We start from the raw sequence: 13,896 nt of genomic DNA on the forward strand, positions 1-13,896 counted from the left end.
CTCGGGTCAGTCGTTGACGAGAGCGGTCTCGGCGGACGTGGACCTGTCGGTGCCGGTGTAGCCGGTGAAGTCGGTGGCGGGCGGGTCCTGTTGGTCGTCGAAGCCGCCGGGCACGACCGTACGTCCGAGCCGTTGACGCAGCTTGTAGCGTGCGATGCCGAACCAGAACCGCGGATCGGTGGCCATGTCCCTGAGCGACTTGTCGAGGTTGAAGACCTGGGCGAACGTCCGCTCGACGTAGTCGTCTTCGCGGCTCGCGGCGGTGATGGCGTTGAAGACCGGCCAGCTGAAGCGCGCAGACAGCCTGCGCCGCCAGGCGGCGACGACCTCGCTGCCGGTGGCGAAGTCATAGGCCTGGTCACGGGCCATGGCGAGCATCCAGGGCACGTCGAGTGACTTCTTCTGCCGGGCGAGGAACTCGCGGAAGAAGGCGAGGTCGAGGACATCGCGGCCGTGCAGCATCTCCGCGAGGATGAGCGCGGAGCGGGCCGCCGAACTCATCCCCTGGGCGTAGAACGGGTTGAACGCGCAGATCGAGTCACCGATACAGACCAGGCCGAGCGGGGGCCGGTCGAGCAGATCGAAGCGGCGCCATTTGTTGCCGGTCGAACGCGTGAGGTGCACCTCGGAGGTCGGCGTGCAGGCGCGCATCGCCTGACCGAAAGCCGTGGCCCGCACACGGTCCGCCGCGGCCTCGAAGGTGTCGACCTCGCGCGGCATCCGCAGGCCCCACGCTCCCATGCACACGATGGCCCGGTCGCCCTCGATCGGGAAGAAGTTGCTGAGGAACTCGTGCTCCTCGGGGTGGTCGCCGGTGTCCTGGGTCGGGGTGATGACCAGGTGCTTCCACCACCACGACTCGGGGCGCCGGTCGGCGGGCGGCAGGTCGTACCACCGCGAGGTGTAGGTGACCTTGGCGTCGAGGGTCTTCTCCGGCGGCGTCGGCCATCCCGCCGCGCTCAGCCAGTCGGCGACGGAAGAGCCGCGCCCCAGCGCGTCGACGACCAGATCGGCGGACAGCCGCCCCGGCTCGTCGCCGGTGCGGTACTCGACTCCCTCGACGCGCCCGCGCGCGGTGCCGGCCCCGGTGCAGCGGAGCCCGGTGACGGTCACGCCCTCGCGGATCTCGATGGCCGGGAGCTCACGGACCTTGTCGCGCAGGACCCGCTCGATGAGCACGCGGGAGCTGTAGATCATCGTCATCGACCCGGACTTGCGCGCGGCCCAGCCGTCGTTCTCGCAGTACGCCGCGTCCAACGACGGCATCAGGTGCATCCCGCCCGCGGCGATCAGGGCCTCTTCGAACCCGGGGAAGATCTCGCCGATCGCGCGGCGCCCGGAGTTGAGCAGGAAGTGCGGGTGCTTGCTCTGCGGCACGCCCCGGCGGTGCTGCGCGTCCGGCGGGAGCCGGTCCCGTTCCAGGACGATCACCTCGTCGAAATGCCGCGCGAGCACTCCTGCGGCGCACAGCCCCGCCACGCTGCCGCCGAGCACCACGGCCGTCTTGCCTCGCATGGTTACTCCATTCATACACATGCTGAGTGAATGTATGATTCGGGGATGGGGAATCTAGCAGGTACGTCCCGAACGAACCAGCCCTTGCAGGGGACTTGAGGCACGACGGCGTGAACTCCCGCGCTCCGGCCGGGGAAACGGCAGGCCGAACATCCGCACGCCCGTACGCACGCCTTGGCGTGAGGCGTCACGTTGCTGCTGCGCGGAGCTGCTGCGCGGAGCTGCTGTGCCGACGCCGGGCTTACGCCGGCCCGGCCGGGTGCTCGGGTTCGAGGAGGAAGACGGGGATCACGCGGTCGGTGTTCTCCTGGTATTCGGCGTACGGCGGATACGCGGCGACCGCGCGCTGCCACCACTGGGCCTTCTCGTCCCCGGTGAGCTCACGGGCCGTCATGGCCTGGCGTTCGGGGCCGTCCTGGAGATCCACCCGCGGGTCGGCCTTGAGGTTGAAGTACCAGACCGGATGGTGCGGGTAGCCGCCCTTCGAGGCCACCGCTGCATACCGCCCCTCGTGCTCCACGCGCATCAGCGGAATCTTGCGGATCCTGCCGCTCTTCGCGCCGCGCATCGTGACAATGACGACCGGCAGGCCCGTGTCCCAGAGCGTGGTGCCCTGGGTGCCGCCCGAACGCTCATACAGCTCGACCTGCTCACGCACCCACTGCGCCGGACTCGGCTCGTACTCGCCCTCAAGAGGCACCGCATTCACCCCATTGTCGTGTACGGCTTATGTCGGGACAGTCCAGCACAGGCCTCGCGCGAAGGGGAGACCGCCGTTCCCGATCCGAGGTGAAGCAGTGCTGGAAGGTGAAGGCGTGCGGCGCGGGGCCGTGGTCGTGGAGGTACTCCAGCCTGGAAACCCCGTCCTGCCAGGTGGGTATCACGTCGTCGGAGACCCACCAGCACACGTGACTCGGGTGTCCTGTCCTCTCGAACCAGTCGTAACGCCTGTTCAGAGCCTCACGGTGCAGACCCGTGTAGATGGCGTCGAAGGCGGAGCGCAGATCGGTCCAGAGTGAAAGGGTCGAGTCCAGGGCGGCGGTTTCCGCCGTACGGCCCTTGTCGTACCAGGCCGGTACGGCGAACTCGCCCCACGCGCCCCAGTCCAGGTCGAAGTGCGTGCCGCGGCCGCCGTCCACCGCTTCAGCACGAGTGAGGTACCCGGGATGCCGGCTGATCTTCTGGTAGATGGCCCTGCCGCTGTCCTGGAGTTCACGCGTGAGAGGCGCGGAATCAGCGAGAGGTGATTTCAGGACGCCGAATGTGTACAGAGCAAGATGGGGCATGCGTCTCTCCCTGGTCGGGGGTGCCTGGTGGGGGCCCGATTCGGCGGCTTTACGCATGGGACGAGGGCCTGAAACCCCTGCGCGAGCGTTTGCGATCGCCGAAGACCAGGTGAAGGTAGCTGCCTCCGCGGGACCTGTCGAAGTTGCGTTTTCCCTGCCCAAGTGGCTTCGTGTACAGGCCTTGCGGGCGCTGGGGCACGGCGGGCGTCCCATGATCTGCGTACTGCCTGCGCCGGCCCAATTCGGTTGCCGGGCGCACCTGATGGCCGCGACACTACGGCCCATCATGACAAGCTCCCGGGGACATATCCGTCGCGTCAGGGGGCCTGTGGTCCCGTAACTTCACGCTCTTCTTCGCCGCCCGGGGTATCGCCCGGCTCGGCGACACGATGGCCCCGGTGGCGCTGACCGCCGGGCTGGTGCTGAGCGGACACGGGGCCGGGGTGGTGGGGGCCGTACTGGCCAGCATGACGGCCTGCGCTTCGTCGTCCCCGTCCGAAGTATCAACACCGGGCCCTCGCCCAAGTACTACGGGTACAAACGCGGCGTGACCTGGCTCAACGCCGTCTACGATCAGGTCGCCGGGATCGGCGCGATGGTCGTACGCGGCACCCCGCGCGACAGCCTCTACACCCTGGACACCCTGCTGAACCTCGACGGCGGGGTGAAGCCGGAGATTGTGGCGACCGACAACGCCTCGTACTCAGACATGGCCTTCGGCCTGTACAAGATGCTCGGCTTCCGCTTCGCCCCGCGCTTCCGCGACCTGGCCGATCAGCGCTTCTGGCGGGCCGATCTGCCCGACGGCAACGGGGCGCCGGCCGACGGGTACGGGTCGCTGGAGGACGTGGCCTGCAACAAGGTCAACCTGAAGAAGATCACCACGCACTGGCCGGACATGCTCCGCGTGGCCGGATCGCTCATCACCAACCAGGTGAGGGCCTAGGACCTGTTGCGGATGTTCGGCCGCGAAGGGCACCCGACCCCGCTGGGGGCGGCGTTCGCCGAGTACGGGCGCATCGACAAGACCATGCACCTGCTCGCCCTGGTCGACCCGGTCGATGACACCTGCCGGCGCCTGATGAACAGGCAGCTCATCGTGCAGGAGTCCCGCCACCGGCTTGCCCGGGCGATCTGCCACGGCGGCTGGGGCCAGATCCGCCAGGCGTACCGCGAGGGCGAGGAGGACCAGCTGGCCGCCCTGGGTCTGGTCCTCAACGCGGTGGTGCTGTGGAACACCCGCTACCTGGACGCCGCCGTGGCCCGGCTCCGCGCGGAGGGCAACGACATCAAAGACGAGGACGTCGCCCGCCTCTCCCCGCTCAAGGATCGGCACATCAATTTCCTGGGCCGCTACTTGTTCAACATCACCGCCAGCGGACCGGGCCGGGGCCAGCGCCCCTTCCGGGACCCCGATGCCGCCGAGGACCGGGAGGGCGAGGAGGGCTGAGGGCGCAGGTCCCGGCCGACGTGCCGGCCGGGACCTGGGGGTGGCTCAGTCGGCCTGGTTGTCGGCCTGCTTGGGCAGGCAGAACATCAGGGCCCACATCAGGGCGAGGAGGCTGCCGACCCACCACAGCACAGTGACGAACGCGTCGCGGTTGACCGCGCCGTCGTGGGAGCCGCCGGTGATGGCGAAGAACACCACGGCGGTGAGCGCGGTGCCCAGCGCGATGCCCAGGTGAATGGCGGTGTTGAACAGGCCCGAGGCCGAGCCTGCGTCCTCGTACGGGACCCTGGCCAGCGACAGATCGGCGAGCGGGCCGGACACCATGCCCAGGCCGAAACCGATCAGTACCACCGGAGCAGTCATCGCCAGCAGGGTCAGGTCGGCCTGGTGGCCGCCGATCTGGAGCCCGTAGGCGACCATGGCAGCGGTCGCGATGAGGGCTCCGGCCTGCGGCAGGCGGCGGGCGAAACGTCCGGCGGTCTTCGCCGCGATGGTCGCACCGCCCAGTTCTCCCACGGAAAGCAGCACGAAGGCCACGGCCGCCTCAAGCGGGCTCATGCCCAGTCCGCGCTGCAGGTACAGCGTCCAGGTCATGAAGAACAGGCCGCACAGCAGGCCGTGCATCAGGTCCGCGGCCATGCCCCCGGAGAACTGCCTGACCCGGAAGAGGGACAGGGGCACCAGCGGGGCGTTGCCCTGCCTGCGCCGCTGGTGGCGCAGGAAGACACCGAGGAAGAGGACGCCGGCGGCGAGCATGGCGAAGCACCACAGCGGCCAGCCGTGGGCGTGGCCCTCGGTGAGCGGGAAGAGGATCAGGACGATGGCCAGGCCGGACAGCAGCATGCCGACCAGGTCGAGCCGGTCGGCCTTGCGGACGGTCGACTCGGGGATGAATGCGCGCCCCAGGATCAGTACGGCCAGCCCGACGGGCACGTTGACCAGGAAGATCGGCCGCCAGGACAGCCCGAACAGGTCGGCCTCGGTGAGCACGCCGCCCAGGACCGGACCCAGGACGTTGGCGATGGCCAGGACAGCCCCGTACAGGCCGAACGCCTTGCTGCGGTTGTCGCCTTCGAAGGTGACGTGCATGGTCGCCAGGACCTGCGGGATCATCACCGCCACGCCGACGCCCTGGAGCAGGCGGGCGCCGATCAGCACGCCCGGGCCGGTGGCCAGACCGCACAGCAGTGAGGCGGCGGTGAACACGACGGTGCCGATCAGCAGGATCCTGCGCCGGCCGTAGATGTCACCGAGCCGTCCGCCGGTGATCAACCCGACAGCGACGGGGAGGGAGTAGGCGGTGGTCAGCCACTGCACCGCGACCGGTCCGGCGCCGGTCGACTCCTGGATCGCGGGCAGGGCGGTCAGGACGACCGACTGGTCGAGCATGTTCATCAGCTCGGCGGTCAGCAGCACCAGGAGGGCGATCCAGGCCCCCATGGCCATCTTCGAGGGGCCAGGTGAGGGGTGGCCAGGTGAGGGGTGGGTCGGGGTCTGGGTGGTGATGTGCTCTGGCTCGTTGTCGAGCGCGGAGGAAGACAAAACAGGAACTCCTGATCCAAAGGAATCGGGGAGCCCAGCCGACAGCCGCACCGGGACCGGAAAACACCAAAGCCCGGGGCAGACGGCAGAGCTGCACCCGGGACAGAAAACTGCGGGGAACGGTGACGCAACTCAGGCCAGCGCGACGTCCGCCCCCGGACACGTGCGACAACACAGCACGCGGGGAACACGGACGACTACATGGCCTGGTTAATAGGAAGTCACCTCAAGATCGACACACAGAAGGAACAGGAAATCCGATCACTGCCACCGAGACCTCGGCACAGGAACCCCACCACGATACGACACCCCGGAGCCCAGGCGCACATCAGATAGTGGCCCCGCCCCGGCCGGTCCGACCGTCATGACGGTCCCTCAAGCGGCTTCCGCGAGTGACGCCGACGACATCGAGCGCCACCCTGCCCGCGCTGCGAGGCCGACCCCGGTTCGCCGTGCCGCTCGCGCTCCGGCGCGGTCGCCGGCACGTACCACACCGGCCGCTTCACCAAGGTGCCCCGACTCGCCAAGCTCCTGCGCGTGCCCACCCCGGCCGATCGCGGGCCCGGTCAGCTGTGGAGGCCCGGCACCCCGGTCCCGCTCGCCCTCGCGCCGGACACCCCGAGTGCCGACATCCGCATCGGGTACGCGCGCTGCTCGACGCTCACCCGGGAACTCCAGTCACAGCTCGACGCGCTGGCCAAGCACGGCATCCCACGCGACAAGGTGTTCTCCGAGAAGATCAGCACCCGCGTCCGCGTCCGGCCGCAGTTCGAGGCCGCGCTCTCGCTGGCTCGCCAGACCAAGGCCCACGCCCCGCACTGCCGTGTCATCTTCACCGTGTACGAGATGAAACGGCTGGGCCGCGACGCCGCGGAACTCACCGCGCTCGCCGACCACCTCACCGCCCACGGCCTGGTCCTGGAGATGCTCGCCGGACCCCTGCCCGGGATGTACGACCCGAGCGGGCCCGGCCGACTGCTGTTCGCGTTCTTCGCGGCGATGGCGGAGACCGAGCGGGAGAACATCAGGGAGTCGACCCTCGAAGAACTCGACGCGGCGGCCCGCAAGGGCAAGCACGGCGGCCGACCGCCGGTCATCACCGAGGACATGCTGCACACCGTGCTCCGCCGCCGTAGGAACGGAGAGTCGGTCGAGCAGGTCCAGCCCGACCTGATCATCCCCACCGGCAAGCGCAAGGGGCAGGCCCTCAGCGTCGCGAGCATCTACCGGGCGCTCGCCGAGCACGAGAAGCAGGAGGCGTTCCCCGAAGCCGTCGCCCAAGCGCACGCCGACTTCGCCGACCTCCAGGACGCCGACGACATCCCCCGCCCCCGCCCCCGCCGAGTCCGCATCCGACGGCCGGACGACCCCCTCACCCCGGCGCCAGCCGGACCACAATCAGTCTCAACGGCACTTTCTGTACCGCAACTACTCACACCCGGGATCGGGAACGGCCGGGAGAGCGAGAACGGGCGAGGGCCCGCCGCCAGACGCAGACCAGCGCCAGCACGAAGACGAGACCCCGGCCGCCGCGGCGCCGGTGAGGGAGACGGTGAACGGTGATGGACCCGTGAACAGCAGGTCGCCGAGGCCTTCGTCGGGCTCGCCGACACCTTCGCCGACGACTTCGACCCGGTCGTTCTGCTCGACCGTCTCGCCGCCCACTGCCTCGGCCTGATCGGCGCCGACGCGGTCGGCATCATGGTGGCCACCGCCCGCGGACAACTGCGCACCATTGCGGTCACCGACGACCAGGCCGCCCTGCTCGAACTGTTCCAGGTCCAGGTGGGGGAGGGCCCCTGCGTGGACTGCTACCGCAGCCATGTTCCGGTCGACGCCGACGACCTGGCCGAGACCGGCGGACGCCCGAATTCGCCCCGCTGGCCCTGCAGTTCGGCTACCGGGCCGCCCACGCTCTGCCGCTGCGGGTCAACCGGAGACCGTCGGTGCCGTCAATCTCCTGTTCGCCGTGCCCGGCGCACGGCCCGCGGGCGATCTGCGCGTGGCCCAGGCCCTCGCGGATGTCGCCGCCCTCGCGTTGCTCCACTGGAGCCCCGAGCCGGCCAGGCCCGCCGATGTCCTCACCCGCGTCCAGGCAGCGCTCGCGGCCAAGGCCGCCGTGGAGATGGCCAAGGGCATGCTCGCCGAGTACGCACAGCTGGACCCCGCCGAAGCGCTGCAATTGCTGCGCGCCTACAGCGAGAGCAAGGGCTGCTGCCTCGCCGACAGTGCCCAGGCCCTGGTGCGCCGCACCCTGGCCCCCGAGTCGGTGCTCGCCGCACTTCGCTGATGCCGGCTGCACGTAGGTGCAGAAGCCGGTGGCGGTGGCCGGCAACAGCCGCTTCCGATGGGCCTGTTGGGATGTGGAGCCCGCCGTCGGTGCTGTGCGTTGCCGTTCGCAGGGATGGGTCGGTTCCGAATGGGGATGGCTCGGGGGAGCTTTGCAGCCGACGAGTAATCCGGGTCGATCGGCTCCTACAGTGACGTACTCCGACGTACGCCCCGGCGCCTTGACGGCTACCGGGGCTGGTCAATGAGGCTTGACGACACGGGGGATGCAGATGACCGAGTTCCAGGCGGACGTGGACGGCTTCCTGCCGCTCGCCGACCCGGCGGAGAACGTTGCGTTGGCAGTCCAACCGGGCGAGGGCGAGGCGGAGCACGAATGCCACGCGGCGACCGAACCGGTGACGGGGTCCGCGACGGCCCCGGAGACGGCGGAGGTTCCCGGGGCGCCCGAGTCCGGAAGGGAGCGGGAGCCGGAGCCGGTCGGTGAGGCGGTCTCCGCGACCACTGTCCGCCAGTCCTACCTGGTCAAGCGCGCGGCATGGGGCGCTCGTCCGCCGAAGGAGGTGTCGCGGAGGATCTGGCCGGGACGCGGCGGCGTGGCAGTCCACCACCATGGCGGCAAGCCACTGCTGATCGACAAGCACTCCGAGTGCCATGAGGCGGTGCGCAGTACCCAGAAGGACCACATGGACGGGAACGGGTGGGACGACATCGCGTACACCTACCTCGTCTGCCCGCATGGCTACGTCTTCGAGGGGCGGGGTCCCGGCGTCCGCACCGCGGCCAACGGCACCGACGCAGGCAACGACAACTACTACGCGGTGTGCGCGCTGGTCGGTGGGCAGTGGCGGCTCGCACTCAGGCTCTACGACAAGATCACCGACGAGCTGCTCAGCGGGATCTCGATGGCGATAGCCCAGCTGCGCAGCATCGGTGGGGCCGGCGCCCAGATCGTCGGCCATCGGCAGCTCACCTCGACCACCTGCCCCAGCCGCCTTTATGAGTACGTCAAGAACGGTCGACTCGAGCCGGGCACCGACGTCACCCCGCCCGACGACAGCAGGAAGTCACCGGAGCGCCCCGACGGCGACCGCAGGAAATCACCCGATGACGAGGCGCCCGAATTCCCGGGCGTGCTGCTGCACTATCCACCGGTGACCGTTCACTGGAGTGTCCGGATCTGGCAGCAACGGATGCGCGACCGCGGCTGGAACATCTCCGTGGACGGCTCCTACGGCGCACAGTCTCGGCGCGTCTGCATCGCCTTCCAGCGGGAGAAGCACCTGCCCGTCGACGGCGTGGTCGGGCCGCGCACCTGGAAGGCGGCCTGGAACGCACCGGACAAGGACGGTGGCGTACCCGGGGTCCCCGACCCCGGGGGCCCGTCCTGATCGATAGGCCGCACTCGCCCGGACAGCATCGTTGCCGTTGTCGACGCAGACCGGCTCGCTGGTGGCGCGGGGCAGACTGCTGCCGGAGCCGCCATTGTTGCCCCGTTGCCCCGTTGCCCCGTTGCCCCGTTGCCCCGTTGCCCCGTTGCCCCGTCACCCGCCGGCGATAGCGGTGACGATCTCGACCGTGGCGTCGGGGGTGAGGGGGTCGTCGAGGGCATCAGGGGCGAGCTGGTCGCCGTCGACGAAGATGCGGTGCAGGGCGCTGATGCCGCCGCCGCTTTCGAAGAGGACCGTGGTGAGCGGCGGGTGATCCGCACACAGTTGCTCCAGCGCGGAGCGGGCGGTGGGCGCGTCGTAGGTGAGGTGCCGGTGGTAGTCGACGTACTTGCGGAGGACCCCGCTGACTCGGATCTGCACGGTGTCACCCTCCAGTCGGCCGTGAGGAGTGGGGCGTGGATGTGCGGGGCGTGGAAGTGCGGATGAGGTGGTTGCCCAGGTCGATCTCCACCTTTTCCTGGGGGTTGCCGCCGGCCAGCAGGCCGGCGACGTCACGCGCATGGCGGGCGATGGGGCCGCGGTCGAGGAACCCCTCGGTTCCGGTGACGCGTTGGGCCATGGCCGCACGGCAAGGGCCTGTTCCCCGATGGTGTGTTTGGCGCTCCAGGAAAGCGGGGACCAGAGCGGATCCGATGCCGCGTAGGCGTCGGCGGCCACTTCGACGATCAGGTCCTGTCTCATGGCGCCGGCTCCAGCAGCTCGGCCGCTTCCCCGTGGACGTAGCCGTTCTCGCCGACGATGCGGTGGGCGAAGACGAGCCGGTTGCCGTCCTGATGACAGGTGGTCTCGATGGTGGCGCGGTCGTGCAGCAAGAGGAGGCGCGTGAGTCTGAACTCGACGTGGTCGAGGGGGCGGCTCAGCCCTTGGCGCAGGATCGGGTGCTCTTCCGCCCGGGTGTCGATGAGGTGTTGACGGCTGGTGGCGAGGAGACCGGTCACCTCGGTGAAGCACCACTGGTCGGCGGCTTCGCAGACTTGCCGGTCGATCAGGCGGGTGCAGTCGGCGCGGGCCAGGCCGGGCGACGAGACGGACAGTCTGCCGAGCAGAGGGCCGAGTCGGTCGGTGAAGGTGTCGTCGTCGCACAGCTCCTCGGGGCGATACCGCTCGGCGATCTCCGGCGGGATCGTGCCGGGCTGTGCCGCCATCGCACGGCCCACGTCGACGCTGAGCGCCCGGCACAAGAGGGTGGTGTCGGCAGGATGCCTGCCGTGGGCGGTGATACGGGTGACGGTCTCCATCAGGCTTCGGTGTCTGAGGAGCCGGCTGGTGGTCGTCAGCGTGAGGCGTTCACCGTCCAGGAACGTGAAGGGCTCGTGGTAGTCGAGCCGGACGCCCATCACGGCGAACCCGGCCCCGTACTCGCGAATCATGGTGGGGAAGGCCACCGCGTGTTCCGCGGTCCAGCGTGCCCAGCCGGCGAAGGCCAGACGTGTCGCAGCCGACGGATGCAGCTGCAGGGAGGTGAAGTGACTTGAGTCGTACGGAAACTCGGTGACGGAGCGTCGGGCCATGACCGGTGGTCCCTTCCGTGATCCCTTCCGTGGTCCCTTCAGGCGACGGGTTTCGTACCGGCGACGACGTGGATCGGCACCGTGCGCACCGGCCCCGACGCGCCACCCTGGTCGTCGAGTTCACGCAGCAGGCGCCGTAGGCGGCCCGGTGGGTCCACTCCGGACGACCGTGCCCACAGGGCGCAGGCGTGCAGTTGGAGCACGGCATCGGCGGTGGGGAAGTCGCAGGCTTCCCGATGGATCTCGATACGGCAGGGTCCGAGGCCCTGGGCGGCCAGGAGCCGGTCGAGTACGCCGCCGATGGGGGGTTGCGCGAAGCAGAGACGCAGCCAGGGCAACAGCGCCCGCGTATCCGCTCGTGCTGCGGACCGGAGGGTGCCGACGGCCTCCTCCAAGTCCGGCTCGACCAGCACCAGTTGACCACCGGGCCGCAGGACGCGGGCCATCTCCGCCACGGACCTGCCGTGGTCCGGATCGCGCAGGAGCAGCCGTTCGCTGCGCACCGCCGCGAACGCCGCGTCCTTGAACGGCAGCTGATGGGAATGAGCTTGGACCAGAGGGTGGCCCGGCGCCCGGCTGCGGGCCTGTGACAGCATGCGGGCGCTGAGGTCCGCGCCGACAACTTCCGCTCCCGATACACGGCCCCAAGGGGCCAGGTCCGTGCCGGTGCCGCAGCCCACGTCGAGCACGCAGGAGTCCTGGAGCGTCGAGGAGCCCGGCCCTGTTCCCGCCATCGCGAACGAGGCGCGTTTGGCGGCTGTGACGCCCGGCATGGCGGCGAAGGCGTCGAGGCAGTCGACCAGCATGGTCGGCGAGGGCGACCGGTCGACGTGTGCGAACCCGTCATGTCCGAGCCCGTCATGTCCGAGCCCATCGTGTCCGAAGAGTTCATGCCCGGACCCGTCATGTGCCTCAGAGGGCGGGCGCACGGCGTCCGCCCACACACCCTGCGGCCATCGGGGCCCGCACTCCGGTCCCCTCATGCCACGGTGTGACCGCCTGCCGCATTCTTGCGGTGAACGCGGCCGCCTCGCTCGGCTCCAATTGCCGTAGCGCGGCCCCCACCGGCGAGAACGCGACCACCCACAACACCTCCTCGACGGACCGGAAGTGAGCCATGACGTCGAGACCGACACTCTCGACGTCCACAAGCCCGGCGCCCTCCATCACCTGCCGCAGACGCTCGGGGGCGAGGGACCACGGCGCCGAGAACCGTTCGGCCAGCTCCTCGTTCCACTGGCGGCGGACCAGTTCCGTCAGCGCGCGGAACATCGGATTCGCCGCCAGCCCCTGCCACACCACGGCCCAGAGCCTGCCGTCGGCATTCGTCACCCGGGCCAGCTCTTCCACGGCGCGCGGCAATTCGGGCAGGTACTGCAACACATGCTGGGTCAGTAGGAGGTCGAAGGTGCCGTCGGCAAAGGGCAGTTCCAGCACATCACCTTGCTGGTAGGTCACTTCGGCGTTCGATGCGCCGGCTCTCGCCTGTAAGCCGCGGGCTGCCCCCAGGAAGGCGCCGTTGAGGTCCACCGCGGTCACGTGCGCGCCGGGACGAAGCCTCATCGCCGCCGCGCGTGCCACGGCGCCCGTGCCGCTGCCCGCATCCAGGACGCGCAGTTCGTCTCCCTGTACCGCCGTGCTGACCAACTGGGTCGCGCACGGGCCGAACACCGCCGGGACGAGCACATCCCGGTACACGACGGCCTGTTCGGTGGTCGCGGAGGCCAGCCGCCGCCCCCACGCCGTCTGTTCCTGCACGACGCCTCCAAGGGGGCCGAGTCCTGCTCCTGTGTTCGGGAATGCGTGAGGTCAGGGAGGTGCGTGAGGTCGAAGGAATGACGTGAGAGGAAGGACGAGAAGAAGGAGAGGGGGCCAGCAGATCAGGAGGACTGGGTTCGCACAGCGCCCGTATCTGCCGGCCCCGAGGGCGGGAAAGCCGGCTGATGCACAGGGATCGCGTGTCACAGTCGGGGGGGAAGGGGGGAGCTGCGCAAAGACAGGGACGGGTCCTGCGCATCGCCGAGAGGCCATTCCCGACAGAGCGTTCCTACGACGGTCAGTCCGGCAAGACGTTCCTACGACGCTCACCCCTCAGTGTCCGGCTCATGACAGCGCAGGCCCAAGGGGTTCGCGGGGGCGCACTGGGGCGCAGGGGGTAAAAAAGGGGGCAAACGGGAAGCGGAGGGGGCGGACGCGCTGGAGATCGGACCGGGCGCCGCCGGTATCTCGACCACTGACTACCGCAGTGGTTTACGAAGATCTCCATCCCGAGTTTGACGCCAGACGGCCCGTGCCATTCGTAGGTTCGGTGGCATCAGTTCTGTGCACAGGGCACGGAACAGACAGGGGGAAACATGCCTGCACGAATGGTGACAGCCGTAGCGTCGGTCGGACTGACGCTCGGTGGACTGGGGCTGGCAACCGTGGCGCCGGCGAGCGCGGCGCCACAGGCGAGTTGCCAGGCGTACAACATCAGCACGAGCGGTGGGTACGTCCGTTACAACGAGTGCAACACGGGTTCGGGCACCACCGTGGACGGCTTCGTGCGTGACATGGACGCCGACGGCCAGTGCGCGTACGCCTACACGACTCTCAACGGATCCGGCCCCATCAGGAACCAGGCGAAGGCCTGTCCCAAGGGCACGGAGACCTACTTCCACTGGAGTTACCCCGGCTACGTGCCCGCGCAGGTTCAGGTGTACCTGAAGGAGGCGTGAACCCGCTGTCCCTGAAGGAGGCGTGAACGCGCAGCGCCTGGGGTGAGTGCGGCCGGGCGGGCACGGGGACTTCGCGCGCCTGCCCGGCTGACCGCCCCTGAGCTTCCCCGCGTTGCCATGGAGTTCGCCTCGGGC

General features: G+C 69.4%; 13 protein-coding genes and 1 pseudogene. 5 read left to right on the forward strand and 9 right to left on the reverse strand.

Annotation, left to right across the window (positions count from 1 at the left end; translation table 11 throughout):
* Positions 1-6 precede the first annotated feature (6 nt).
* From ACFQVC_RS32180 to ACFQVC_RS32190, 3 genes are all read right to left on the reverse strand, one after another.
* Complete coding sequence (locus tag ACFQVC_RS32180) at positions 7-1,515, reverse strand: FAD-dependent oxidoreductase (protein ID WP_381837252.1); 1,509 nt, start codon at positions 1,513-1,515, stop codon at positions 7-9.
* Positions 1,516-1,756: 241 nt separating this feature from the next.
* Positions 1,757-2,215 (reverse strand): nitroreductase family deazaflavin-dependent oxidoreductase, encoded by a 459-nt coding sequence (locus ACFQVC_RS32185; protein ID WP_381837254.1) that lies wholly within the window; start codon positions 2,213-2,215, stop codon positions 1,757-1,759.
* Complete coding sequence (locus ACFQVC_RS32190) at positions 2,205-2,801, reverse strand: DUF3291 domain-containing protein (protein WP_381837256.1); 597 nt, start codon at positions 2,799-2,801, stop codon at positions 2,205-2,207. Before ACFQVC_RS32190 ends, ACFQVC_RS32185 begins: the two co-directional genes overlap by 11 nt.
* A 445-nt stretch (positions 2,802-3,246) precedes the next feature.
* Here ACFQVC_RS32190 and ACFQVC_RS32195 point away from each other — a divergent pair.
* Positions 3,247-4,251, forward strand: a pseudogene (locus ACFQVC_RS32195) (Tn3 family transposase); the annotation flags it as partial.
* A gap of 45 nt (positions 4,252-4,296) precedes the next feature.
* Here the strand turns inward: ACFQVC_RS32195 and ACFQVC_RS32200 are convergent.
* Positions 4,297-5,793, reverse strand: a complete 1,497-nt coding sequence (locus ACFQVC_RS32200; RefSeq protein ID WP_381837258.1) for an MFS transporter — start codon at positions 5,791-5,793, stop codon at positions 4,297-4,299.
* 537 nt (positions 5,794-6,330) lie between these two features.
* On the opposite strand from ACFQVC_RS32200, the gene ACFQVC_RS32205 reads away from it, so the two are divergent.
* From ACFQVC_RS32205 to ACFQVC_RS32215, 3 genes are all read left to right on the forward strand, one after another.
* Positions 6,331-7,356 carry a recombinase family protein gene (locus ACFQVC_RS32205; RefSeq protein WP_381837260.1) on the forward strand — a complete coding sequence of 342 codons (1,026 nt, stop codon included), beginning with the start codon at positions 6,331-6,333 and terminating at the stop codon, positions 7,354-7,356.
* A gap of 406 nt (positions 7,357-7,762) precedes the next feature.
* The gene (locus ACFQVC_RS32210; RefSeq protein WP_381837262.1) at positions 7,763-8,083 is read left to right on the forward strand and encodes an ANTAR domain-containing protein; all 321 of its coding nucleotides are present in this window, start codon (positions 7,763-7,765) and stop codon (positions 8,081-8,083) included.
* A gap of 271 nt (positions 8,084-8,354) precedes the next feature.
* Positions 8,355-9,473, forward strand: coding sequence for a peptidoglycan recognition protein family protein (locus ACFQVC_RS32215; RefSeq protein ID WP_381837264.1), 1,119 nt, complete (start codon positions 8,355-8,357; stop codon positions 9,471-9,473).
* Positions 9,474-9,626: 153 nt separating this feature from the next.
* Here the strand turns inward: ACFQVC_RS32215 and ACFQVC_RS32220 are convergent, their stop codons facing one another.
* The 5 genes from ACFQVC_RS32220 to ACFQVC_RS32240 form a co-directional block, all read right to left on the reverse strand.
* Positions 9,627-9,893: a MoaD/ThiS family protein gene (locus ACFQVC_RS32220; protein WP_381837266.1), complete on the reverse strand. Its 267-nt coding sequence runs from the start codon at positions 9,891-9,893 to the stop codon at positions 9,627-9,629.
* A 4-nt stretch (positions 9,894-9,897) separates the two neighbouring features.
* Positions 9,898-10,092 carry a hypothetical protein gene (locus tag ACFQVC_RS32225; protein ID WP_381837268.1) on the reverse strand — a complete coding sequence of 65 codons (195 nt, stop codon included), beginning with the start codon at positions 10,090-10,092 and terminating at the stop codon, positions 9,898-9,900.
* A gap of 118 nt (positions 10,093-10,210) precedes the next feature.
* The gene (locus ACFQVC_RS32230) at positions 10,211-11,044 is read right to left on the reverse strand and encodes a hypothetical protein (RefSeq protein ID WP_381837270.1); all 834 of its coding nucleotides are present in this window, start codon (positions 11,042-11,044) and stop codon (positions 10,211-10,213) included.
* Positions 11,045-11,082: 38 nt separating this feature from the next.
* Complete coding sequence (locus ACFQVC_RS32235) at positions 11,083-11,850, reverse strand: methyltransferase domain-containing protein (protein ID WP_381837272.1); 768 nt, start codon at positions 11,848-11,850, stop codon at positions 11,083-11,085.
* A gap of 106 nt (positions 11,851-11,956) precedes the next feature.
* Positions 11,957-12,802, reverse strand: a complete 846-nt coding sequence (locus tag ACFQVC_RS32240) for a class I SAM-dependent methyltransferase (RefSeq protein WP_381837274.1) — start codon at positions 12,800-12,802, stop codon at positions 11,957-11,959.
* 608 nt (positions 12,803-13,410) lie between these two features.
* Here ACFQVC_RS32240 and ACFQVC_RS32245 point away from each other — a divergent pair.
* Complete coding sequence (locus ACFQVC_RS32245; RefSeq protein ID WP_381837276.1) at positions 13,411-13,761, forward strand: hypothetical protein; 351 nt, start codon at positions 13,411-13,413, stop codon at positions 13,759-13,761.
* The last annotated feature ends 135 nt before the right edge of the window (positions 13,762-13,896 follow it).

This window comes from Streptomyces monticola (assembly GCF_042665355.1).
Lineage (GTDB): Bacteria > Actinomycetota > Actinomycetes > Streptomycetales > Streptomycetaceae > Streptomyces > Streptomyces monticola.